The sequence below is a fragment of the Clostridium porci genome, from assembly GCF_009696375.1.
In the GTDB taxonomy this organism is placed as follows: domain Bacteria; phylum Bacillota; class Clostridia; order Lachnospirales; family Lachnospiraceae; genus Enterocloster; species Enterocloster porci.
Map to the genome: position 1 here is coordinate 111190 of NZ_VUMD01000006.1, position 21725 is coordinate 132914.

Below are 21725 nucleotides of genomic sequence, written 5' to 3' on the forward strand. Positions count from 1 at the left end.
CAGCAGTTTTTGCAGTTTTCAGTAGCTCACACAATTCCCGCAGCTTCATATCGTCTCCTTCCTGTGCTTGTGCATTATGTGGCGGCCGTCAATTGTTTTACATACTGTGCGGTCCTTTTTCTGATCTCCTCTTTTTCATCCGGATCTGCATTTTCGAGATCATGTCCTCGTTTGCTTTCGTGCAACACATCTAAGACAATTTCTTCCTTTAAGGTATCCAGCAAAATTTCCGGGGTATGCATGATTTCCGTCCCTCTGATCTCTTTTGCACGATCCAAATGCAAAATCACATACCCCCATTTACTTTGGACCACATCCACGCATGGATTTTCGTGTATATATTGATGAAAGGCATTCAGCACATCTTCAAACGTCATATCAGTCCCTCCTATGTTTTGTCACCAATATACTACACAATCACCCATGCGTCTACTCTCATTCTTTACACAGCTTGTTCACGATCTAAGATTTCCTGGAACTCCTGTCCTATAATCGATTCGTGTTCCAGCAGGTGTTCGGTCAGTTTGTGGTGCAAAGTGCTATTCTGTTTTAAGATTGCCACCGCCTTATCATATGCCGTTTCCAACAGATCTGCAATTTGCTGGTCCGCCAAATACATCGTCTGAGGCGAACAGGTATATGTGGTCTCAGCCCGCAAATACATATTCTGCATCTTTGCAATGGTAGTAAGATCCTGGCCAAATCCAAATCTCGTCACCATATCCCTGGCGATTCCTGTGGCTTTCTCTAAATCATTCGCATCTCCGGTTGTAATTTCATTGAAGAATACCTCTTCTGCCGCTCGTCCAGCAAGCAGTACCGCCATTTCGTTTTCCAGTTCTGCTTTTGACCGAAGATACGTCTCCTCCGTCGGCGCCTGCATGACAAAACCGAGGGCACCCATGGTTCTTGGTACAATCGAGATTTTTTGAACCGGCTTACTGCCCGTCAGTTTTACGGCTGCCAGAGCGTGCCCGATCTCATGGCAGGCCACGATCTTCTTTTCTTTTTCATTCAAAAGTCTGGTCTTTTTCTCTTTTCCAACCAGTACGCTTTCAATGCTGGCAATCAGATCTTTTTGCGAAACGAACAGGCGGCCATCTTTTACTGCTGCAATGGCGGCCTCGTTCATAATACCGGCCAAATCAGCGCCGGATACGCCTGCAGTCTGTAAAGCCAGTTCTTTTAAGTTGACAGTCTCGTCGAATTTCAGTCCACGTGAATGAACGGCCAAAATCGCTTCTCGGCCCATCACATCCGGTAATTCCACGACAATGCGTCGGTCAAAGCGTCCTGGTCTTAAAATAGCTGGATCCAATGACTCTGGCCGATTTGTGGCGCCAAGCACAACAATGCCGGCGTCCGTGGCAAAGCCGTCCATCTCCGTCAGCAGCTGGTTTAAGGTTTGTTCTCGTTCTGAGTTACCGCTTGAGGTGCGTGCTCCCGCAATCGCATCGATCTCATCAATGAAAATGATACAGGGCGCATCTTTTTTGGCAGCTTCAAAGAGTGATCGCACCCTGGAGGCCCCCATACCAACAAACATCTCAACGAAATCGGAGCCTGACATGGAGTAAAATGGTACCTCTGCTTCTCCGGCCACTGCTTTTGCCAGTAGGGTTTTACCCGTACCAGGCGGGCCAACGAGCAATGCACCCTTGGGAAGTTTTGCTCCTACTGCAGCGTATTTTTCCTTGTTCTGCAGGAAATCCACAATCTCTAACAGGGAGTCTTTTGCCTCATCCTGTCCTGCCACATCTGCGAATTTGACGGTCGCCTTTTCTTTATCAAACTTTTTGATTTTATTGGATTTGCCCAGTACGCCGCCGCGGTGCATCATGCGGTACAGGTAATAAATCATAAATGCTGTCAACGTAAGATTCGCCACCATGCCGATCTGTTTCATCGTGTCTCCGGCGCTACTGCTTGTGATATCGACATTTCCGGCAAGCAGCCTTTCTGTGAGCTTCTCGTCTTCCACGCGGTCTACAAAGTAGAGCATTCCGTCCTTTGTTTCTCCGGTAATGGCACTCTCACTGATTTCCGCCGTTTTGATCTTCTCATCGGCAACGTGCTGCATAAATTCTGTATAGCTATAGGTACAGCTCATATCCATATATCGCTGACGCATCACTTTTACAGATAACTGCATCATCACAATGACCAATGCAATGCAAATGCAAAAGATCATGATGTCGCCTCTTGGACGCTTTGGTGTATTAGGGGTGTTTGGTGTCTGATCGACCATGGAAGTCCTCCTCATTTGTATTTTCTTTTGATTGTATCGTTTTTCTTTCATGATCCGCAAAAACCAAAGATTGCGGATATGGAAAATTTGAGTTTTTCATAAAAAATACTCCGGTGTTACCCGGAGTATTGCTGGAATGTATTATCGGTTCCTTGCCTTTTCTTTGACATACTGTTTGATCGTCTGAAGTGCCTTCGCACATTCATACTCTGCTTCTGACAGTTCTCTTTCTGATACGACCTGATAGGAAGGAGAACCGTGATAGCTCTTATCTTCCAGTCGGACCAGTTTGGCTGCTGTCTTTTTCTCTGGGTCGGCTGCGATCAATTTACTGTAACTATCATGATCTGAAACTACAACGCCGAAAAAGCCAAGTTCCTTTGCTAAAGCCTCTAAAAGTTCCTTGTCGGTTGCCTCAATTTCGACTCTCGCAGTTAATGTTCCGTTAATTTTTGCCATTTTTTTCCTCCTTAAAAATCTGCACCTTACACCAAACCAGGGACAACACCTATGGTTTCGTTTGCAAACTGCAGCAGTTTATTCTTTACAATCGATTTTATAAAACTTGCAATCGCGTACGTCACGCCATTGCCAAGCTGTTGCTGTTTGTCATTCAGGCTTCCGAAGAAGCGAAACTTTTTGGATAGCCCCATCAGAGCGGCCACCTCTGATACGCTTAAAATACGGTTCCCTTCCGGCGGCATCATATTGACTTTTCTCCAGTTTACAATGGTTGGGGCTGGTTCGTCCCATGCCAAGCGGCGATAGGTATCGCTATGCCGGTCCAGATCCCGCATTTCCGGAATATCTTTGTAGTTGTGCCCCGGGCGTACGAAGCTCATTTTTCGCACGGTATCGGCGCCGGGTTTTGTGATGTCTCCTGCATTAAACCAGGTATCATCCACTCGGATCAGTGCTTCCTTCGCCGTACGTGTGTGACTCAGTTCCAAATCTGGAATGACGATTTTTCCGATTCTGCTTCCAAGGAGAATCATACGTTTCCGTTTGGTAAAACCGCCCACGGCCAGGTCCGATACAATCTGATACGTGATCTGATATTCCGGCAGACCGGTTAACACACGCTCCAGGTATTTGCCCTGCTCCTTTGTCAGAAACTGTGGGACATTTTCAATCACGAAAATATATGGACGTTTTGCTTTTACAATACGCACATAGTCATCTACCAGGCTTCGCTTTGCTTCTGCTTCTGCTGAGGCCAGGTTATGTCTGTTCGCATTGGAGTACCCCTGGCAGCACGGCCCTCCTATGATCAAGTCCGGCGTTTTGCAGTTTAACATATCGGGCTCTACATCCCGCATATCCATGCAAAGAATGTGATCGCCAATATTGTTGCGATAGGTTTCACAAGCGGCCTTATCAAAGTCTACGGCAGCTCGAATCTCAAAATCCGGATCTCTAAAAAATGGATAATCCAAAAGACCGGCTCCGGAAAACAGGCTGATCACGTCAAAGACGTATGAAATATCCTGTCTGACTTTTGGAGAAAAGAGTCCTGCGGCCTCCAACATCTTATACATGACCGGCGACTGTGCCGTGAATAATTCCTTGTCCAGCGTAATGGTCGGAACATCCTCTTTTTTATCAAGCAGCTGACACAGTTCCACTTCCGAGAGGTTCTCGTTGATTTGCACTGAGGGCTTCATTGCTGCAACAACAATGTGCCCTTTTTCAAAGGAAACCTCCAGATATGCGGCATCTTCAATAAAATCCCGGACGTCTTTTGCTCGTAAATCCACCAACGGTTTCTGATTTGGGCCTTTTTTGCTGACGATATGATTGCCGCCTGCGTCCGGAAGGATCAATACCTCGTTGGCAGCCACATCAATGACATAGCGATATTTGGACCCTACTGTAAAGGTTTCATTGGCTGTAAAGGAAAATGTCAATCCTCGTTTACTGGTTTTTATTCTCATGGCTTTACACTCCTAATCTCAATTTCTTTATGGAATCAGAAGAATTATGCACCAGGGTTTTTATGTACAAAAAAAACAAGGTACCGCAGTACCCTGTTTTCATCATTGTCCCACTGTTTCTTTCGCCAAATGCTCTACCAATGTCATGTATTTTTTACTGCTTGATGACTTGACCTCAGTGAAATTGATCTTGATATGTCTTCCGCTTTCTTGCATGAGTTTTTTGTACCGAGCGGTTCCTGGTTTGGTAGCTTTCCAAGCGCCGGTTACCCAATTTGCAATCCCTGCATACTTATAATACAGTGTAATTTCTCCATATCCCAGTGCATGCGCTTCTCTGACTGCTCGCATCGCGCCTTCCAATTCCCCTGCAACATTCCGCATGGATCCTAAAGTTGCATCATTCCCTGAGCCTGAAAATGTATATTCTGTTTTTCCAAAGATTAACACGACACCATATCCATACATCCCAGTGTTGGCATTAAAACTGCCATCGACATAGGCTCGACAACTCTTTCCTGAGGCGTTTCGTACATCATGGGAGAACCATTTCTCTGCCGTTTCTTTGTCTGGGAATTTTCGGTACTCTGGATTCGAAAACCCATCAATTTGCTGTTTACAGCCCTCCCAGGAATCATATACACCAGGAATGTGTCCCTGCCGCACCGCATAGTAATGCTTCCCTTTTGTATATGCCTGATCGGAAGACAGGTATGTTTCCGCATCTTCTCTTGTTGCGAAGCCTTTGTATTTCGCATTCGGGAAATTCTCCACCTGTTCCTTACATTCCTCCCATGACAGGAAGATTCCTGGTTTTCGTCCGCATTTGACTGCATAGTATTTTCCTTTTGCCATTTGAACCTCTTTTCTTATGCCAATATCCACGTTGTTACCAGCCACAAAAGCAGCATATGTACTGGGTAAAACCCGTAAAACATATACTTATGAATACCTGTGCCGCGTTTCCCGTTATATAAATCTAATAGTTTTACAAAGCAGAAACATGGTGCTATTGCCAGAATTCCTCCCAAAGCAGGATTTCCAAATAACCGGAAGGACATCCAAGTGATAAAAAGCACACCGCTTATTTTTTGTATGCGTCGATCCTTGGCTGTCATGATATACAACAGACCAACGCCCATCCAGTGATAATCGGTCTGAAGATACCATGCCAGAGCTGCCGCTACTATGGCCAATGGGGCGGCCGGCAGTTTTGTTTTCTGTGCAACGGTCATTGCACTTAAAAACAAGGTAAACGTCCAAAATACATTCTGTGTTTCCGGCGCCAATATCCTTCCTTCACACATAAGATTAAACGGAAGTTCTGAAATCAGTGCAAATATCAGCATACGCAAGGTGTATTTGCTTAAATTATGAGTGTGGGTTATTCCTTCCGCAATCAAAAAGCAAAATAACGGGAAGGCAAGTCGTCCTATGAGCCTTAAGATATAATATACCTCAAGACCTTCTGCACTGGCGGCAGATTGGTTGTATAAAGTAATCACAATGGTAGCGCCAATGTGATCCAGGAGCATAAACAACATCGCCATGAGTTTCAGCTGTGTGTTAGTCAGTTCTTTTTTCATGTCTTTTCCTTATATTTTATAATTTATGGTCTATTTGGTCGAATTTTGAAGTTTACGGATATGAAAAATTGGCATTTTTCTTGAGTTTCCAAGGATTTCATGGTACACTGGCAACAGTATGTTTCTGGAGATCCTTTGTATGGAAACGCACAAAAATGAGCGATTAGTATCTGTGATGGAAGCGAAAGGTATCCGTCAATCCGCCTTATCTAAAATGACTAAAATCCCACCTATGACTTTAATACGTATCATCAACGGACATATTTTACGAGTGAAGATGTCACACAAACAAGCGATTGCCCAAGCACTTGGAGTGAGCATACATGCAATTTTTGATGCACCGACTGATGTGCCCTCTGCCGCTCCGATTCGTTCGGAAGAAGCTGGCTTTACCATTGTGAAACAATTAACCGCTGACGAATCGATGTTGCTGTATTGGTACCAAAATATGGATATTGCAGCCCGGTTTGAACTTTATGACCAAGCACGAGTCTCTTATATTCATACACAAGCAGAAGTATTGGCGCGTGCAAGCAATGTGGCAATTTCCACTGACGAGCCACAGCAGTATGAACAATTAAGTTTTGACGTTTAGCATGAAACAGAGATGCCTCTTGAGACACCTCTGTTTTTTCATGCTACCGCGCGGCAACTTCTGCTCGCATTTGTCGTTTCAAGGTTTGGCCGTAAATCTGCTCTACCAACGCAGATGCTCCTGCAGTATCTCCTGCAGCCAGCAATTCTCTTGCACGGTCTGCAAGTGCATGATCTTCTCTATAATTTTTCACCGTGTATCCACTGGAAAGAACTTCTGAATCAGCACGCCCTGGCAGATATTGTTCTGCAGATGCTGTCGGCGCTTCCACGTCTTCCTCCGACACTTCAGCCCTTTCAAACCGTTTTGGATCCAAACCATTTACAGCTTCCTTCATGGCCCGTTTCCAAATGGTTGCCGGATATGTGGCTCCGTACAGGCTGGAAAGTTCCCTCGGCTGATCGTATCCCACCCATACCGCTAAGGTATAATATGGCGTCATTCCACAAAACCAGCCATCTTTACTGTTATTAGTCGTTCCGGTCTTGCCGGCGGCTTCAATTCTGTTATCCCATCTCATGGAACTCGCAGTTCCCCTCGTGATAACGCCCTTCATCATATCCAGTAGGGTATCGGCTGTACGTTCATCAAAAATTTGCTCTTCTGTCTGTGGTTTATATACTTCGTTTCCATTTCGATCTACCATTTTGATAATACAGGTTGGGGCCGTGTAAGATCCATGGTTTTCGATCATTCGATAGGCAGCCGCCATTTCCTCTGTTGTTGTTCCGTTGGTGAAACCGCCCAGGCAGGCCGACATGCCATAATCAGCCGGATCCAGCTTATGAAACCGCATTTTTGTCAGGTATTCCATGGCTTTTTGCGGTGTAATGCGTGCATAAAGCCAATATGCGCACCCATTTCTGCTTCGCTCCAAAGCCTGACGCATGGTGGAGGCGCTGCCTGTCATAGACAGAATGTCTGCTCCCTGCTTTTTCGCTTCGCCGACATTGATATTTTCCACGATGGAATTCGGAGTGAATCCTGCCTCCAAGGCCGGTCCATATACCAAAAGTGGCTTTGCGGTACTGCCTGGCTGCCTAAAGCCCTGATAAGCACGGTTAAAGGTTGGAATATTGGTTTCCTGTGTTCTTCCACCAACAACAGCCTCCACTTTTCCGGTTTTGTTATCAATTAAAGTCGCACTGCCCTGTAACGCAAAGATACCGTCTCCGGTGGTTTCGGCATCAAACTGCAGGGATTCATTGACGGCTGTCTGTAGGATCCGTTGTTTTTCTGCATCCAGAGACGTATAAATGGTATATCCGCCCTGATACAGCTTTTCCTTTGCCTTGTCATATGCTTCATAATAGCTTTCATTGTATGCGTCCAGCATAGCTGCATCGGAAAGCCCGTACTGAAATTCAAACCCATCCAGCATCATCAGCTCACGAACCGCACACTCAATCGCATAAGAGGTTTCGTAGTTGTAAAATGGGTATTCTGGTTTCTCAATCACGATTTCTTCTTGTGTGGCGGCCTGATATTCCTCCTCGCCAATAAATCCACACTCCAACATATCGCCAAGGATTTTGTCCCGGCGTTTTAAGGCATTTTCCGGATGAGTGTAAGGATTGTAATAGGTCGGAGAATTAGGGATCGCGCACAGATACGCAATTTGAGAAAGTGTTAACTCTGATACTGGCTTTGAAAAATACGCTTTTGCTGCGGACTGAATACCGTAATATGTATTGGCGAAACTGACTGTGTTGATATAAAATTCAGCAATCTGTTCTTTGGAGTATTTTTTTGTCAACTCCATCGCTACCAAAATTTCCTTTGCTTTTCTGGTGATCGACACTTCTCTTGTCAGGAATTCCCCTCTTGCCAACTGCTGGGTAATGGTACTGGCTCCGTGTTTTTCCTCTCCTTTGGTACGGATAAAATTGATTCCGACACGAAGGATACCCTTCAGATCATATCCTGGATTTTCCCAGAAGGAACGGTCTTCGACTGCCACAAAAGCGTCAACGACATACGCTGGAAGTTCCTCATAGGAGAGATATTCTGAATCTTCATCGCCGCACAGGCGTGCCAGTAAATTGCCGTCTTTATCATAAATATAACTGGCTTCTCCCTTTTGAAAGGTTTCTGCGGCGCTTTTGTTTACGATATCTTGTGCGTATGCATGATATTCTTTGTATTTGGGGTATACCCATACACTTCCTACGATAGCTGCCGCAATCAGCGCCAGCACACACAAAATAAAGATGCTCTTAAAACAAAACGACAACAGTTTTCCCACTCCTTTACAGACGGCTTTGATACCGGCAAATACCGGATTTTTTCTTGTAGTTTGATTGTTTTCGTGTTGGCCCACGTCTTTCGCCTTCTTTCTGAACTTTCTTTAATTATTGCATGAAAAGGACCAAAATTGGTTTTAAGCCCTGCTTCTTACTCTCTGCAATGCTCTCCGGGATTTTCCCCATAATTATCCAAAACCAAAGAAGTTTTATATGATGGAGGATTTTTTATGACGTTAGAAACAAAAGCAGATCTGCTCTTAATGCAGCTTTTAGATTATGACATTGAAACCGGAGAACATTCTATGCGTGTGGCGGAATTGGCTGCCAAAATCGGCAAGGCTCTTCATCTGTCTGGAGATGCCATATGTACGCTCAAAACCGCCGCTCTGTTACATGATATCGGAAAGCTCTGCATTCCGGATTCTATTTTGCAAAAACCCGGACGCTTAACCGATGAGGAATACGAAACAATGAAACAGCATACGAGTAAAGGCTTTTGCCTTTTGGCACAGTTGGGATTCCCCAGAGAGATCTGTATGGTTGCTCTGGATCATCACGAACGTTTGGATGGCAATGGTTATGGAAAGAAACGGGATTTTTCCAATTTTTCCAAAATTGTATATGTTGCCGACTGCTTCGATGTCATGAGTCATGGGTGCATGTACCAGTCGCCTCGTACTGTGGATCAGATTCGTTCCGAACTTCAGCGCTGTTCCGGCACACAATTCGATCCTGAAATTGCCGAAGTGTGTTCTGTGCTCTTTTTATAATATATGGATGATTGAATCGAAAAACGGACAGACCATCATGGGCTGTCCGTCTCTGTTTAGGATACAAAAGAAAAACTGTTTTTCGTTTTTTATCCCCTGTTTAGGGTTTGTTGGAAAACTTCGTTCCTTTCCTCCACCCTCTTGTTTAGGATACAAAAGGAAAACTTTTTACCCTTGTTTAGGATACAAAAGGAATGTTTAGGAAATTAAAGGAAAGAAACATTAGTAATAGCAGTATTTGTGATACTTGGTACTAACATAGGTTCCGCTTCCTTGTCTTGCCTTGCTCTGATACACGACGTTCGCCGGCAAGATGCTGCCATTCTCCAAAAGCCATTTTGCATTTCTGTAATTGGCTTCTGTCGGCTGTCTGTAATAATTGCCGTCCCAGGTACATGCATACTGACCTTTCTGGAAGACGACTCCTCGAATCGTGTTCGGGTATGCACGATGCTTAACGCGGTTTAATACAACTGATCCGACATAACGCTGCTCTTCGTCTGGGTAGGTATGGGCCTCACCACATAAAACATGTGCTAAGACTTCCAAGTCATCCTGAGAATAAGACTGCGTCTGTGCCGGTGCCGGCGCAGGTTCGGGTGCAGGTGCCGCTTGCTCTTCTGCGACCGCTTCTGCCTGTTCTGCTACCTGGGTTTCATCGGTACGAAATCCATCAACAATCCCATCAAACTCTTCCTCATAAACGGTGGAAACACCGGCTTCATCCAATTCTGCTACCGGTACGATTTCCTTTGCCGGCATGCCTCCAGGGCCTTCTGAGGCAAACGCAGAGCATGTCATGATCACCAGCATTGCGACAGTAGTTCCAGTTACTTTCCATAAACGTGTTTTCATTTCATTTCTTCCTTTCAATTTTTTGCCTGTTTAGGCTGTTGTTTGATTGTGCAAAAAACGCACGGGGCAATTATGGAACCAGATTCACGATTTTTGCACAAAAAAACTGTCACGCATTTCACGCAACAGCTTTTTTATGGATATTGAGATAGTCGAATTTTAATTTTCTTCTACCGCATACAGATACATATTGGAATTTTTGGACATCAGTTCCATAGCCTTCTCCAAATTGTCTCCCTTCACATTCATATGTGTCTTGAGGAATTGAAGGGCCGCTTCTTCATCTTCCAGCCATGCATCGATGAGATTTTCCTGATGCTCACCTTGTGTTCCCCATATGCGAAAACGATGTGGAAAAAATCGTCCATCGCTGTCATTTGTAGAAGCAATGTGCTCTTGCGGTTCGTCTTCTCGATACACGAAATTGATCTCCGGGTCATCCTGCAACAAGGCGCTTATGACATCCGGGCTGGCTCTCCAGCAATCTTGTACCTCAACCTTAAAATATGGGCCATGGCTATCTTCTTGCAGCTCTGAGAGATCCACAACGAATCCACGCCCAGTTGTGCGACGCCCTTCTGGTATGCCAAGTTCTCGTTGTAACACCTCATAATCACATTCTCCACTCTCAGATGGAATTCTGCGATTTTGCACGCCTTTCAGCACTTCCTCTAATATCTCTCGAAATTGTGCTAAACTCTCCCTGTTCTCCGCGAAAAACACATAATCGGTACAACATACGTTTGCCATTTCCTTCTCCTTTACATCATTTCCATACCGGCACAAATCGTTTCTTGACTCAACAAATCGCCGATCTCCACGGAAAATTTATCTGCATCATCCGGCAAAAGGTCCTGCACTGCCTCTGCCGCCTTCTCGACACCTTCATCGAGCGAATCAGCTGCGACAGTGATTTTTCCTTTGCCGTTATAACCATATTCGAACGTATACTCACATTTTTTTCATTGACTCCTCCTTTTGGGACAACTTTCTTATGATCCACCATAGACCTGTTACTGTCCGTCCTTTCTTCTTTTGTTTCTGTTTTACACAATTTTTCTTCACATTCCAGACAGTCCAGATATAACACTGGACTGCCTGTGATTGGGCATTTTCTTGCCATGGTTGACTCCTGTCTTTCCTCCATGAATGTGGATGCGAAAAGGCGACATCGCCTCATCTGCACACTTTGACACAGTGTTTTGGGATTTTGACGATATGTTTATCTCGGCTGATCAACATCGCTTTGTCCACTGATTCTCGCATCGGCACAAAATGGAAAGGTTCGTCACTGATCGGTGGTTCTAAACAACCCTTTCCTTTTGAAATGGTCGCAGAGATCCTAAACGTTTCTGTGATCGCCCTATCAAGCATCTCTTTCGAGTGATTGATTAGCAGATGTTCCTGATCTGTGTGTTCCATAGAACCTCCTTCTCTTCATCCGGTCATAGCGTGTTAGTTGTAATGTACGTTGATTATTACATACTCTTCCGGATGCTCATGAATGTCTTTCAGTGTTTCTTTGGAGATTAACACCTGAAAATCATCGCAGTTATCATCATCGCATACCAATTTCGGACAGCCATAGTATGGCATCCCCTGCAGTACAGTCAGTGCTTTGTAGCACTCATACAGACAGTTTGAAAAGCTCTGACCGGCTGCAATGTCATCTTTTATCTGCTGGTCCATCGAAACCATATTGCCAAAGAATGTGGCAAGATTATTCCAACCACTGTCGTGTGACACATGCTCGGCCGTCAGGAAACTTTCTGTGATCTGTTTGATGAACTGGGTGTTCCACGTATCTGCTTCCTTTCGAATCACATCCGGCTGCTCTTCGCCTGAGATGAAATCCTGCGTTGCATCTGTATCCGGCTTTTCTTTGATGTAATCAAACAGTGTGTGTCGATGCTGTTCCAGTTTTTCAGACGCATATACATACACTGTCTTGTGGTTGATCTTCTCGTATGATTTTAATTCTGTGACCTTCATTAAAATACGAAATGTACTCATCAATTTTTCTCCTTTGCTTTTATGGTCCTTATGTTTATCCGACATTTTACTGCCTTTAACAGCCCAGAACCGGTATTACATGCACGTCTATTCCTGCATCCTTTGCAATATCGATCATGTTTCTGGTGCCGCGGCTCTTACCATCCCAGAATGCCAACAAAACACCGATTGCTTCCCTGGCGTAGTTAAGCATCTGACGATTGCGAATGGGGCCGGCATGATTTCCATATTTCTGCCAATCAGCCGGAAAACGCACCAGTTTGTATTTGTGCGATCTGGCAAACCGTTCCCCTAACAGATCTGCCCCTCTGGCGCCGCCAGAAACAATGGTAATGGTGCAGTCTGGATGCTGGGATTTCAGCCAGTCCACCAGGGCCGCCGCTTCTGTTTCCAGAAGCTCATAACGGTTAAAATCTCTGGTGCCAGCAATGATGACTCTAATTTCCTGCATAGCCTTCTATCTCCTTTCGAAACGCTTCTCGCAGCTGCATCAGACTTCTGCCAAGCATATTCTGTCCCTGATTCTTACATTTCGCACAGTGACAGCTTCCCCAGTAGTTATCGTGCCAGGTATTTCCCTCTATCAGCACTTTGTCTCCTGTGTCCAGCAGCTTCTTTAAAAACTCCGGATTCTGTTGGAACTTTGCCTGAAGGATGCCAATCATTTCAACGACTTTAATATCCTCCCAGTTGTTGCGAAGGTTTACTCGTCTTCCCAGACGTTTGGCTTCGGCCGGGGCTAAGATTGCGAACTCCTTACTTCGTGCTGGATCCTTTTGGGCCTGGAACGCCGCCTCTGCATTGTGAAACGTTACTCCGTTATAGCGGATTTTTACAGGGTAAAAGTTACTGAGAAAATCAAATTCATCTCGGAACGCTGCAATGCTTGCCTTTTCCTGCTGATCCTGTAAATACTCCTCAAATTCTTTTGCGGTCAACAACCGCCGCATATACGGAATATCCAGGTATTCACTTTCCAGAAATTCATCAAAGCACGCCCAAAGTTCTCCATCAAATCCAGCTTTTTCAAAATCTGCAAATGCTGTTTTTGGTGAACACCATTCTCTTGTTTCATCATCTTCCCACCAGCCCTGCATGCAATCCATGAGATCGTCTAACGATTTTCCATGACTCAGCATCCAGTCCAGCTGATATTTTTGATACGCTTTTGCTTTAATATCCATCGTAACCTCCTATACCTTTTCTTTTTCACGCTAATTATGGAACTGTATGGTCTGTGCAAAAAAGAAAACCGGGGCCTTTGGGCTTCCCGGTTTCTTAAAAAGATTAGTCTCTATCCACATACGCATCGTATGGTACAATGCGATTGGTCATCTCCTTGAAGTGGTCGTAATCGCCCTGCAGGCTGTCGTAAATGCAAAGCACATCCTCGACGTTGCAGACAGTTGCATTCAGACGGTCATATAAGGACTCCACATCTTCTGAAGTCTGCAGTGCAGTCAGAACATATGGTGCCATAGCGATTGTTACGCCATGCTGATCCAGCTCTCGTTTGAACTGTAAATACTGCGGATCGTCAATGACGTCCGGGAACTTTAAGGCATTGGTACGGTCGGTCTGATCATAGGTGATCGCCGCTTCAACTTTCTCTGCCATTCCTGCTTCCTCGGTCTCCTCTACAGGTGCTGCCTCAAGAACGGGATCTTCCACATCCTCAGAGACATCAGAATCCATTTCCTCGGCGGATTCATTGGCATTTTCTGTCTCAGCAGCCGGATCCTCCGGCGGGTTCATGCCGAATTCCTGAGACATCGCCTCAGCATCTTCGCCGCCCGGGACGTTCACCTTCTCTTCTTCACCGGCATCTGCCGGTTTTGCCTGAACCTTCTCGGCCTTTTTGGTGCCTCGTTTACCGGCAGCCTTTTTGGTGTTCTTTTTGTAGATCTCTAATGCTTCCTTTAAGGAAGATACGACATACAGGGTGTATTTGTCGTTATGGATCTCTGTTTTCTGAAGCTGCTTGACCTCATTTTCTTCGAGGATCAAAATGCCATCCTCATTTCTCCACATCAGGTTTCCGATGGTCACACCAACGTCGATGGCCGGCTCTCCAATTGTCATGATCTCCATATAGCCATCTTTGAGCGCGGATGCGTTCAGAAGAATGTGCTCCTTTACAGACATGGTGTCGGTCTCGTTATAGAGTACGCACAGAGGAATGTCGGCCAGCTTCTTAAACTCGCCCTGCTCCTCCAACAGTTTACGCACTTTCATTGCAATGTACATAGGCTTCTCCTTTTCTTTCTCTTTGATACCTTTATTTGGTTCTCTGTAATTATGAGTTCTGATTTCCCTTTATAACACATGGTCCATTTTTGTGATGCGATTGCTGCAAAATATCTGTTTTTTCTTATCCGCAAGGTTTTCATGTAGCCGTATCTTTTCAACAAGAAAAAAAGAAGGCGTAACCCTCCTCTTTTCACGGATCTTAACAGTAACACTCCTGGTACAGCTGTGCAACGTCGTTTCTTACCAGCGTAGACATATGGTAACGGTGCGGCAGGACTGTCATATCCAAAAGCATCTTGCCTTCCTTCATCAAGTCTACATGCATACGGCCCGCCTTCTTTGTTGCTCGAATGACACCGCACTCAAAGACCTGTTTGGATTTCACAATCTCATTTAACTCCTTTGCGGAGTGGATGGTGTGGGTAGAGCCGCCGCCGCGCCAAAGAATACTGACCTGTGCCGGGTACACCATTGTTTCGTCTTCCGCCATCTGCTGTAAAAAGTATTTTGCCGGTACAATGACCTGTTTCGTTGTCCATTCTTTTTTGTTATTCTGCATTTGTTTCTCCTCCATTTTATGCAGCAAGCTGTGCTGCCAGTTCTCCGATCTGCTCCCAGGCACCAAAATGATTGCCTCCACCGCTCCAGTCTATTTCATGCGCCATTCTGCGGTACAACGTTTTACGTGCCCACTCGTCCTGCCAGTGTCTGACATCCGAAATGCTGACATACACGAATTTTTCAGTTGTCGGATTCTTTAAGACAGCGCTGAATTCGTAATGGTTCTTATTGAACCGGACCACTTCAAGCCCCAATGCTTTCGCCTGTTTCTTTAAGTCCGCACGCATTTCACGCTGAAACTGCACGTAATCACCGCCAACGCTCCCACCAGAACTAAACTGATACCCAAGCCATTTTTTTAATGTCTTATTCATGATTTCCCTCCGTTTCTCTATACCTTTTCATTGTTCGGGTTAATTATGGATATGGATTGCTTGGGATCACAAAAAGAAATCCCCAGTCTCCTGAGGATTTTTTCTGATGACGTTTGGGGATTATGCGTCTGCTATGAGGGCGACGTCCACTTTCCGGTTGGACTCCTCAAAGTCTTCGATCTGGCTAATGGATACTTCCCAGGTCATATGCCAAGGTCCTGGTGTGCCATCTGCATTCTTTTTTCGGAATTTTCGGCTCTGCAGGCGGCCGATAATGGCGACCTTATCACCTACCTCCAGTTCTGATGCATACTTTGCGTTTCTTCCCCAGACAATGCACGGAATGTAATCGCTCTTTCCATAAGCACGATTGACTGCCAGCATCAGATCTGTAATGCTGGTATCTTCCGTCGGTTTTCTGAACACCGGCTGTCTGCAAATGAAGCCCTGTAAGACAATGTTGTTATTGTCGTGCAAAGAAGCCGTACGTTCTACCTCTTCAACGTCTGTCGCAAAAAGCACGTAGCGGATCTTTCCAAGCTGAAAACAGGTACCCGCTGCTTCGCCTTCTTCCACGTGGATTTTCATTGCGTCGTTCCCTTCGCGTTCCGCAAAGGTGCGAAGCTGCCCATGTACCTGCATGACCATTCCGGTGTAGTCTTTTGTCACATCCACGAGCCGGTCTGATACCAACACAAATAGCTTATCTACTTCCTCGCTTAAACGCATCACATTCAAGATCGTCAGATAAAATTTCTCTCCAAATGCCTCATGATGAAAGACAAACGGTGAGGCTACCACGCCTTTCACCATTGCCTTATTGTTGTCCTTATGATAAAGGGGCTTGTTCATACCTTCATCCTCCTAATTTTTTATTTTAATTATGAGACAACTCTGACAGTTATTGGTTTTGGCGGGTGAATTCTTTGTCATACAGAAAAAAGAGCCTGTTTCCAAGCTCTTTTTAGGGATTATAGTGGTGCCTCTACTGTTTTGATGTCCAGACGTTTCATCCAGTCATTGAAGACCGCTGAATCCATCATTACCGTTGGACAATCTTCCATATTTTCGATAATGGGCACATCTCGCCGAATAGTCGCCAGATTTTTGGATAACAGAGCGATGTCTTTCTGCTCTTTCAAGGTTTTTAACGGGCTTCGGCTGATTCCCAGCTTTTCTTTCCAGAAGGCTGACAATTCCTTCTCTTCTTTTGGTGTCTTTGCATCCTCGATTGCTTGATAAAGCCCCTCCATACTCTGGTATTCCATGAGAAGCGGCGCTGCAGCGCTGGATACGCCACGCACTCCTGGAATATTGTCAGATGCGTCTCCTTCGATTCCTTTTAAGTCTGGAATCAAATTTGGGGTGACACCTTTTTCGCCATATACGGACGCCCCCGTAAACTCCATCACCGATTTTAAGGAACGTGGCAGCTCCACCGCATCTCCACCAAAGCAGTTTCCATATGCGTTTCGGAAGGTATCCGCTTTCTCTTTTTCTGCAGTGATCCAACATCTGACGTCGTACTCATCTTCCACCAACTGCAGATAATCCCTGTCCTTCGTCAGCAAACGTACACGGGCTTTCTGCTTACTGCGTTCGACCAATGTGGCGGCCAAATCATCGGCCTCATAGGAGTCGTGTACCAACACCCGAATGCCGGACTCTCGTAAAATCTGCTGCATCAACACGAACTGTTCTTTTAACGGCGCCGGCGTTTCTTTGCGTTGCCCTTTGTAATCCGGATACAATTCCCTTCGGAACGTGTTTCTGGTCTTATCAAAGACAACTGCCATATAGTCTGGCTTCAAATCCTTTAAAAGCTGTACCAATGTACCGGACATACCATAAATGCCATTGGTATACGTGCCATCCGTCGCATGCATCAGTTTATCATACAACGGTTTTCTTTCCTCTTCTGTCTTTTTTGTTTTGATCTCAAACGGTAATAACGCATAATAGTTGGTTGACAGCAGCGATGAACCGTCGATGATCAAAAATAATGGACGCGTTTGCATATTCTTTCCCTTTCTTTGTAAACAGGAGCTGTTTCCAGCTCCCGTTGTGAGATTTTCTACTACAATTATGCAGATACAAATGCTTTTCTTTTAATCTTCCACCCCACAGTATAATCAACGCTTGTGGACACTGTGTAAGCCATTGCCATGCCATTAGCATGCGTCAATGCAGTAGTGGTAGAAGCAAGAATCCTATTGCTTTAGCTATGGGAGTGTCAAGTTTCCGGTAAATACTCCAGCTCCCACTCTTCACGAAATCCGTTACCGTCCTCAATGCAGCCGACGGCTGTTGTCGGATCCTGATCGGCCGGCCAGCCATTTTCTACCGCTTTCAGCGCTACCTGATAAGCCTCCTTCATCGTTTTTGCTTCCGATTCCGGCACCCACAACGTAGAATGTGTTGTCTGCTGGATGTACACCAGATGCCCGGGTTCTTTATGAGCCCTGGCTTCCGCTTCATGAAAGGCTCTGGCAGCCACCGGATACGTGGAACGAATCGCCAGTGTGTGTTCGTGAATTTTGAATTTTCCCGTATATCCTCTCTCCTCCAGCACCTCCGGCAGCATCTCCACTGCGCCTTGAGACAGGCGGCTGATATCGTAGTGGTTCCATTTTTCATTTGCCATATTTAATCTCCCTTCTCGCATACCTAATATAATTCCGTATCAATTATGGACCTCGAAGGTTTATACAAAAAAAGAGTCTCCGCTAAGCAGAGACTCTGGCAAGAAAAATATTGTGCTACTCTTCCATTGTTCAGTTAGAACCATCGGCGATGTTTACAATTACCAGCAATGCGACGGATTGTGCAGCTCCTCGCATTCTCTTAGAGCTGCGTCATCCATTTCAACAAGAAGTGGATGATCCCAATGGCACCCATCCCAGCCATTCTGAGATGCCAAGCATTCAATTTCTCGGCATACTTTTGGTGGGAAAATCGCAAATACCTTTGTAATTGCCGGACTACCATCGTTGTACGCATTGTAGTCCTCTTCGTATGTTCCGTACGGCAGGAATGTTCTGCCGCTTTCAAGGTACGTTTTCGCCATTTTTTTAATCAGACGCTTGTTCATAATCATTTTCTCCTCTACATAATTTAATCTCATTGTTCTTCTAAGACAAAACCATGAAAATCAGCCACCGGGCTCATAACTTTATAGTATTGAATTCCGCCAATGGCAAAAACATTCCACTACCTTTCAGTAACGTACAAAGCATGAAGCCGCATGCTTTACCTTTCTAATATTTACCTTATGTTTCTCCTTTCCTGGTTCACTTAGAACCATTATCATTTCCTTCATGTGATGCTTACAGAATGCGTCCCAAAACGCCTTCCTTCTGCGCTTTTTCGAGAAGCTCACTTGCCTCGATAACACTGTATTTGCAGAGAAAATCTGACAGTGATCGTTCCCCAATCTGCTGTTTCAACCAACCAACCGGAACTAAAAAGTATGTGATCATTCCCAAACTGTCTTTTTCGTATTCTACAAAGGCAAGCTGAACCAGATCCTCATCTGTTCTTTCTGGAAGAATGGTTACCACATATTCATCCTCATCTCTTATATTACGATTCGGCTGATAGGTCAGTACCCAGACGGCCGGTGTACCGTTTGTCGGGCCGAAATCAGTACATGGTTCTGTACATCCACATTCGCTTCCGTTCTTAAACAGAACGGCTTCGGTCCATGGTGTGTTATCACCACCTTCTTCATATTGAACGCCGCAGCATTTGATGTCCATTTCGAACCCATTGGCAAACTGTACGGTTACAGAAATTGTTTCCTCTTCTCCCATACAGGTTGACTCATCGTTTGGTACAGTTCGCAGAAGTCTTTCAACAGTCTCCAGTAGCTCTCTCTCCAAAACAATTTGTTTTTCATATCTCATTTGATTTTTCCTCCTTTAGATTTCTACCGTGAGGCCATCATCTTCTCCGCACTCCATGATGTGAAACTCATACTCATCTTCCAGTTCCTCCATAGTTCTTTCACCCATTTCTTCGCTGTATTTTCTGCGGATCATTTCTTTCGCTTCATCTTCCGTCTGGCCATATCCTGCCCAAACAAATCCTTCACTTACCAAAACAGCAACATATTCTGCTTTGGCGCTCATGCGCACATGATTATTGTTCATTGCTTTTTTCTCCTTCATGTCTTTTGTTTGATCTATTGAAATTATGGGTGTAGATTCCATAGACAAAAAAGAACCCTCCAGTTTTGGAAGGTCCTTTTGGAAAGTTCGTTCGTATTTAGTTTTTAATCTCTAAAAGCAGATCTCTGGTAAACTGTGCGTGAGCCTTATTTAACAGGTCTGCACACTTCTCTGCACATTCCTTTACTTCCGGATTAGCGCCGCCGAATTGTCCACGCTCCTTATAGACATGGGCAAATTCACAAAGATTGATGCGGAAAATGAAGTCGGACGGAATGCTCAGCATATACAGGCCACGTTTTGCATCCTGCACATTCGCCATATCTTCTCTGATATAGCCATTGGTGGCTTTGACATACGCGACGCCATCCTTTTCGATACGATCCGGAGTCTGAATGCCAAGAACTGCAAGGCCCTGATCCGTGGTCATGATTTTGTCCTTGTAGTAGTCGGACATCTCATCGCCAAAAGCCGCCAGTCTTGTGGATGAGCGGATAATGCGGTTATTAAATCGGCACGCATGGCTGTCCCAATCATCCTGGCCGCCGCGGTGCAGTCCATATACCATGAAGCTGAGGTCGATGAAACGCAGGAGCGTCGTATGTTTCTTACCCCACTTACACAGCTTCTCCATGAACGCATCAAACACCTCTGCTTCTTTGTTCTCTACACCGTTTTCCGGCAGTTTTCTTGTACCATCCAGATTTAAGCGGTGTCTGGTCAGTTCTCTGATCGCCAGTTCGGTCTCTCGGTCCATATGTCTTTTGCTGATATGCATTGCTACGATTGCATCGTCAATGCCACTGATACTGTTTAAAAATACTTTCATTTGTTTCTCCTTTATGTGTTTATAGGTGCAGTTTATCACTGCTTTTTGTAATTTGAAAATTTGGAATGTTGCGGATATGAAAAATCTGTTTTTTACATTCTCTTGCAAGCATCTAATTCGCGTAGCAATAGACGCAGCCATTTTTACATTGGTGATAGCTGCCAATATCTACACCACTACAACAGCCACATGCCTGTCTCTGTGATAGGTCTTTTGTGACATTGAGTGTTTTATCGGTGATCTGCTCAATCAGCTTCGCATCAATGCAATGTGTCGGATGAATGTTGTATGCGGAAAGATCAATACGTTCCGCACAACTTTCCACCTGCATACCATGTTTTGCCGCTGTTTCACTAATGAACGCTGCAAGCTCCATGATTTCTCCGATATTGGGTTCCCGAATCTGCAAGGATGTCAGCCTCTCCTTTAACTTCCCATAAATATCTACAAAGGAAATGACGCATCTGTCAGTATATCCGCCCAATGCTTCCGCAATTTGTCGGAATGCCTTTTTGTGGTATTCCACGGAATAGGCCGGGGACAGGAAAATCGGGTCATATCTCCAGATTACCTGCTGTCGTGATGTCATTTGAGACAATCGCTGAAAGACTTCGATCATGTGATGTTTGTCCGGTACACCCGGTTCGATTCTTTTAGAATACCCAGTGAGCGTGAATTGGAAATAATACGCATAGCCTTCCAATTCGTTTAATCTTGACATCATCGGTTCTGGATTCTTTGTCCAAAATACAATGCAGTCTACATTTTCTGGAGTTATTACAATCCGCTTATTAAGAAACGGCGTATGCTTTACAACCATCGTTCTCTTTTTCAGTTCATTAAAAAACCAGGCGCTGTGATAATTTGGAATATCGCAGCGACGACTTGCACTAATTATCATTCTCCTTCTCTCCATTCATACTACTGGGAGCATTGGCCCCAATCGATTAAGATCCTTTCATCTTCGTCCTGAACCTGGCAATCGTACTCGATATCCCTCTCTTCATTGGGATCATCGATTGCTTGGCGCATTTCGTCCCAGTTGGGTACCTCTCCATTTTTGATTGCCTCCATTTCGGTATCCGTCACGTCAAACTCCTTGGAAACACGAGTCGTCCGTTCCATGGTCATGAAAATCTTTGGCATGTTTTCCTCCTTATGGCTGCGAATAGATATAGTTTCCATATCGTACTCTATCGGCATTTTTCTTCCAAAATCCCTGTTTGACCATACCACGTACACTACCTGTGCGATGAATGCATGAACAATTGGTTGTAAATTTCCTTCCAGTACGT

The 21725-nt window shown here is 45.0% G+C and carries 28 protein-coding genes; 2 read left to right on the top strand and 26 right to left on the bottom strand.

The window, feature by feature from the left end; genetic code table 11:
- Positions 1-74: 74 nt before the first annotated feature.
- The 6 genes from FYJ39_RS08240 to FYJ39_RS08265 all read right to left on the bottom strand — a co-directional run bounded on the left by FYJ39_RS08240 (position 75) and on the right by FYJ39_RS08265 (position 5768).
- Positions 75-377 (bottom strand): hypothetical protein, encoded by a 303-nt coding sequence (locus FYJ39_RS08240; RefSeq protein WP_154471998.1) that lies wholly within the window; start codon positions 375-377, stop codon positions 75-77.
- A 65-nt stretch (positions 378-442) separates the two neighbouring features.
- Complete coding sequence (gene ftsH, locus FYJ39_RS08245) at positions 443-2248, bottom strand: ATP-dependent zinc metalloprotease FtsH (protein WP_235919775.1); 1806 nt, start codon at positions 2246-2248, stop codon at positions 443-445.
- Positions 2249-2389: 141 nt separating this feature from the next.
- On the bottom strand, positions 2390-2707 hold the full coding sequence (locus FYJ39_RS08250; protein WP_154471999.1) for a hypothetical protein: 318 nt from the start codon (positions 2705-2707) through the stop codon (positions 2390-2392).
- Positions 2708-2733: 26 nt separating this feature from the next.
- A complete protein-coding gene (locus tag FYJ39_RS08255) occupies positions 2734-4182 on the bottom strand; it encodes a DNA cytosine methyltransferase (RefSeq protein ID WP_154472000.1) in 1449 nt (482 codons plus the stop codon).
- 102 nt (positions 4183-4284) lie between these two features.
- Positions 4285-5037 carry a ribonuclease H family protein gene (locus FYJ39_RS08260; protein ID WP_154472001.1) on the bottom strand — a complete coding sequence of 251 codons (753 nt, stop codon included), beginning with the start codon at positions 5035-5037 and terminating at the stop codon, positions 4285-4287.
- A 14-nt stretch (positions 5038-5051) separates the two neighbouring features.
- The gene (locus tag FYJ39_RS08265) at positions 5052-5768 is read right to left on the bottom strand and encodes a TraX family protein (protein WP_154472002.1); all 717 of its coding nucleotides are present in this window, start codon (positions 5766-5768) and stop codon (positions 5052-5054) included.
- 139 nt (positions 5769-5907) lie between these two features.
- Between FYJ39_RS08265 and FYJ39_RS08270 the strand changes: the two genes are divergently transcribed.
- Entirely contained in the window at positions 5908-6363 is a 456-nt protein-coding gene (locus tag FYJ39_RS08270) for a helix-turn-helix domain-containing protein (RefSeq protein ID WP_195840401.1), read from the top strand.
- 43 nt (positions 6364-6406) lie between these two features.
- On the opposite strand, the gene FYJ39_RS08275 is transcribed toward FYJ39_RS08270, so the two are convergent.
- Positions 6407-8683, bottom strand: coding sequence for a transglycosylase domain-containing protein (locus FYJ39_RS08275; protein ID WP_154472004.1), 2277 nt, complete (start codon positions 8681-8683; stop codon positions 6407-6409).
- A 153-nt stretch (positions 8684-8836) separates the two neighbouring features.
- Between FYJ39_RS08275 and FYJ39_RS08280 the strand changes: the two genes are divergently transcribed.
- The gene (locus FYJ39_RS08280; protein WP_154472005.1) at positions 8837-9379 is read left to right on the top strand and encodes an HD-GYP domain-containing protein; all 543 of its coding nucleotides are present in this window, start codon (positions 8837-8839) and stop codon (positions 9377-9379) included.
- A 222-nt stretch (positions 9380-9601) separates the two neighbouring features.
- Here the strand turns inward: FYJ39_RS08280 and FYJ39_RS08285 are convergent, their stop codons facing one another.
- The 19 genes from FYJ39_RS08285 to FYJ39_RS08375 all read right to left on the bottom strand — a co-directional run bounded on the left by FYJ39_RS08285 (position 9602) and on the right by FYJ39_RS08375 (position 21576).
- Positions 9602-10234, bottom strand: coding sequence for a cell wall hydrolase (locus FYJ39_RS08285; RefSeq protein WP_154472006.1), 633 nt, complete (start codon positions 10232-10234; stop codon positions 9602-9604).
- A 159-nt stretch (positions 10235-10393) separates the two neighbouring features.
- The gene (locus FYJ39_RS21670) at positions 10394-10984 is read right to left on the bottom strand and encodes a hypothetical protein (RefSeq protein ID WP_235919776.1); all 591 of its coding nucleotides are present in this window, start codon (positions 10982-10984) and stop codon (positions 10394-10396) included.
- Between the two features lie 49 nt (positions 10985-11033).
- Complete coding sequence (locus FYJ39_RS08295; protein ID WP_154472008.1) at positions 11034-11357, bottom strand: hypothetical protein; 324 nt, start codon at positions 11355-11357, stop codon at positions 11034-11036.
- 53 nt (positions 11358-11410) lie between these two features.
- Positions 11411-11656, bottom strand: coding sequence for a hypothetical protein (locus FYJ39_RS08300; protein WP_154472009.1), 246 nt, complete (start codon positions 11654-11656; stop codon positions 11411-11413).
- A 33-nt stretch (positions 11657-11689) separates the two neighbouring features.
- Positions 11690-12247: a hypothetical protein gene (locus FYJ39_RS08305; protein ID WP_154472010.1), complete on the bottom strand. Its 558-nt coding sequence runs from the start codon at positions 12245-12247 to the stop codon at positions 11690-11692.
- Between the two features lie 55 nt (positions 12248-12302).
- Positions 12303-12698 carry a DUF2493 domain-containing protein gene (locus FYJ39_RS08310; protein WP_154472011.1) on the bottom strand — a complete coding sequence of 132 codons (396 nt, stop codon included), beginning with the start codon at positions 12696-12698 and terminating at the stop codon, positions 12303-12305.
- On the bottom strand, positions 12685-13431 hold the full coding sequence (locus tag FYJ39_RS08315) for an NADAR family protein (RefSeq protein ID WP_235919777.1): 747 nt from the start codon (positions 13429-13431) through the stop codon (positions 12685-12687). The genes FYJ39_RS08310 and FYJ39_RS08315 overlap by 14 nt, the downstream gene beginning before the upstream one ends.
- Positions 13432-13534: 103 nt before the next feature.
- Complete coding sequence (locus FYJ39_RS08320; protein WP_154472012.1) at positions 13535-14494, bottom strand: hypothetical protein; 960 nt, start codon at positions 14492-14494, stop codon at positions 13535-13537.
- 202 nt (positions 14495-14696) lie between these two features.
- Positions 14697-15056: a hypothetical protein gene (locus tag FYJ39_RS08325; protein ID WP_154472013.1), complete on the bottom strand. Its 360-nt coding sequence runs from the start codon at positions 15054-15056 to the stop codon at positions 14697-14699.
- 16 nt (positions 15057-15072) lie between these two features.
- Entirely contained in the window at positions 15073-15432 is a 360-nt protein-coding gene (locus tag FYJ39_RS08330) for a hypothetical protein (RefSeq protein ID WP_154472014.1), read from the bottom strand.
- Between the two features lie 120 nt (positions 15433-15552).
- Positions 15553-16284 (bottom strand): single-stranded DNA-binding protein, encoded by a 732-nt coding sequence (locus FYJ39_RS08335; protein WP_154472015.1) that lies wholly within the window; start codon positions 16282-16284, stop codon positions 15553-15555.
- A gap of 119 nt (positions 16285-16403) precedes the next feature.
- On the bottom strand, positions 16404-17450 hold the full coding sequence (locus tag FYJ39_RS08340; protein ID WP_154472016.1) for a 5'-3' exonuclease: 1047 nt from the start codon (positions 17448-17450) through the stop codon (positions 16404-16406).
- 215 nt (positions 17451-17665) lie between these two features.
- Positions 17666-18076 carry a hypothetical protein gene (locus tag FYJ39_RS08345; RefSeq protein ID WP_154472017.1) on the bottom strand — a complete coding sequence of 137 codons (411 nt, stop codon included), beginning with the start codon at positions 18074-18076 and terminating at the stop codon, positions 17666-17668.
- Between the two features lie 159 nt (positions 18077-18235).
- The gene (locus FYJ39_RS08350; RefSeq protein ID WP_154472018.1) at positions 18236-18556 is read right to left on the bottom strand and encodes a hypothetical protein; all 321 of its coding nucleotides are present in this window, start codon (positions 18554-18556) and stop codon (positions 18236-18238) included.
- A gap of 202 nt (positions 18557-18758) precedes the next feature.
- A complete protein-coding gene (locus FYJ39_RS08355; RefSeq protein WP_154472019.1) occupies positions 18759-19337 on the bottom strand; it encodes a hypothetical protein in 579 nt (192 codons plus the stop codon).
- A 15-nt stretch (positions 19338-19352) separates the two neighbouring features.
- Positions 19353-19583, bottom strand: a complete 231-nt coding sequence (locus FYJ39_RS08360) for a hypothetical protein (protein WP_154472020.1) — start codon at positions 19581-19583, stop codon at positions 19353-19355.
- Between the two features lie 115 nt (positions 19584-19698).
- Positions 19699-20430 (bottom strand): hypothetical protein, encoded by a 732-nt coding sequence (locus FYJ39_RS08365; protein ID WP_154472021.1) that lies wholly within the window; start codon positions 20428-20430, stop codon positions 19699-19701.
- A 112-nt stretch (positions 20431-20542) separates the two neighbouring features.
- Positions 20543-21331, bottom strand: coding sequence for a DUF1848 domain-containing protein (locus tag FYJ39_RS08370; protein WP_195840402.1), 789 nt, complete (start codon positions 21329-21331; stop codon positions 20543-20545).
- 20 nt (positions 21332-21351) lie between these two features.
- Positions 21352-21576 carry a hypothetical protein gene (locus FYJ39_RS08375; protein WP_154472023.1) on the bottom strand — a complete coding sequence of 75 codons (225 nt, stop codon included), beginning with the start codon at positions 21574-21576 and terminating at the stop codon, positions 21352-21354.
- Positions 21577-21725 lie beyond the last annotated feature (149 nt).

Excerpts from the sequence above, each read along its gene's own strand:
- FYJ39_RS08325 (WP_154472013.1), bottom strand. The coding sequence starts at position 15,056 with ATGCAGAATAACAAAAAAGAATGGACAACGAAACAGGTCATTGTACCG.
- FYJ39_RS08270 (WP_195840401.1), top strand. The coding sequence starts at position 5,908 with ATGGAAACGCACAAAAATGAGCGATTAGTATCTGTGATGGAAGCGAAA.
- FYJ39_RS08280 (WP_154472005.1), top strand. The coding sequence starts at position 8,837 with ATGACGTTAGAAACAAAAGCAGATCTGCTCTTAATGCAGCTTTTAGAT.
- FYJ39_RS08240 (WP_154471998.1), bottom strand. The coding sequence starts at position 377 with ATGACGTTTGAAGATGTGCTGAATGCCTTTCATCAATATATACACGAA.
- FYJ39_RS08315 (WP_235919777.1), bottom strand. The coding sequence starts at position 13,431 with ATGGATATTAAAGCAAAAGCGTATCAAAAATATCAGCTGGACTGGATG.
- FYJ39_RS08310 (WP_154472011.1), bottom strand. The coding sequence starts at position 12,698 with ATGCAGGAAATTAGAGTCATCATTGCTGGCACCAGAGATTTTAACCGT.
- FYJ39_RS08260 (WP_154472001.1), bottom strand. The coding sequence starts at position 5,037 with ATGGCAAAAGGAAAATACTATGCAGTCAAATGCGGACGAAAACCAGGA.
- FYJ39_RS08360 (WP_154472020.1), bottom strand. The coding sequence starts at position 19,583 with ATGAACAATAATCATGTGCGCATGAGCGCCAAAGCAGAATATGTTGCT.
- FYJ39_RS08365 (WP_154472021.1), bottom strand. The coding sequence starts at position 20,430 with ATGAAAGTATTTTTAAACAGTATCAGTGGCATTGACGATGCAATCGTA.
- FYJ39_RS08355 (WP_154472019.1), bottom strand. The coding sequence starts at position 19,337 with ATGAGATATGAAAAACAAATTGTTTTGGAGAGAGAGCTACTGGAGACT.
- FYJ39_RS08305 (WP_154472010.1), bottom strand. The coding sequence starts at position 12,247 with ATGAGTACATTTCGTATTTTAATGAAGGTCACAGAATTAAAATCATAC.
- FYJ39_RS08265 (WP_154472002.1), bottom strand. The coding sequence starts at position 5,768 with ATGAAAAAAGAACTGACTAACACACAGCTGAAACTCATGGCGATGTTG.
- FYJ39_RS08320 (WP_154472012.1), bottom strand. The coding sequence starts at position 14,494 with ATGTACATTGCAATGAAAGTGCGTAAACTGTTGGAGGAGCAGGGCGAG.
- FYJ39_RS08300 (WP_154472009.1), bottom strand. The coding sequence starts at position 11,656 with ATGGAACACACAGATCAGGAACATCTGCTAATCAATCACTCGAAAGAG.
- FYJ39_RS08295 (WP_154472008.1), bottom strand. The coding sequence starts at position 11,357 with ATGGCAAGAAAATGCCCAATCACAGGCAGTCCAGTGTTATATCTGGAC.
- FYJ39_RS08370 (WP_195840402.1), bottom strand. The coding sequence starts at position 21,331 with ATGATAATTAGTGCAAGTCGTCGCTGCGATATTCCAAATTATCACAGC.
- FYJ39_RS08350 (WP_154472018.1), bottom strand. The coding sequence starts at position 18,556 with ATGAGATTAAATTATGTAGAGGAGAAAATGATTATGAACAAGCGTCTG.
- FYJ39_RS08335 (WP_154472015.1), bottom strand. The coding sequence starts at position 16,284 with ATGAACAAGCCCCTTTATCATAAGGACAACAATAAGGCAATGGTGAAA.
- FYJ39_RS08345 (WP_154472017.1), bottom strand. The coding sequence starts at position 18,076 with ATGGCAAATGAAAAATGGAACCACTACGATATCAGCCGCCTGTCTCAA.
- FYJ39_RS08250 (WP_154471999.1), bottom strand. The coding sequence starts at position 2,707 with ATGGCAAAAATTAACGGAACATTAACTGCGAGAGTCGAAATTGAGGCA.
- FYJ39_RS08340 (WP_154472016.1), bottom strand. The coding sequence starts at position 17,450 with ATGCAAACGCGTCCATTATTTTTGATCATCGACGGTTCATCGCTGCTG.
- FYJ39_RS08255 (WP_154472000.1), bottom strand. The coding sequence starts at position 4,182 with ATGAGAATAAAAACCAGTAAACGAGGATTGACATTTTCCTTTACAGCC.
- ftsH (WP_235919775.1), bottom strand. The coding sequence starts at position 2,248 with ATGGTCGATCAGACACCAAACACCCCTAATACACCAAAGCGTCCAAGA.
- FYJ39_RS08285 (WP_154472006.1), bottom strand. The coding sequence starts at position 10,234 with ATGAAAACACGTTTATGGAAAGTAACTGGAACTACTGTCGCAATGCTG.
- FYJ39_RS08330 (WP_154472014.1), bottom strand. The coding sequence starts at position 15,432 with ATGAATAAGACATTAAAAAAATGGCTTGGGTATCAGTTTAGTTCTGGT.
- FYJ39_RS08375 (WP_154472023.1), bottom strand. The coding sequence starts at position 21,576 with ATGCCAAAGATTTTCATGACCATGGAACGGACGACTCGTGTTTCCAAG.
- FYJ39_RS21670 (WP_235919776.1), bottom strand. The coding sequence starts at position 10,984 with ATGGCAAACGTATGTTGTACCGATTATGTGTTTTTCGCGGAGAACAGG.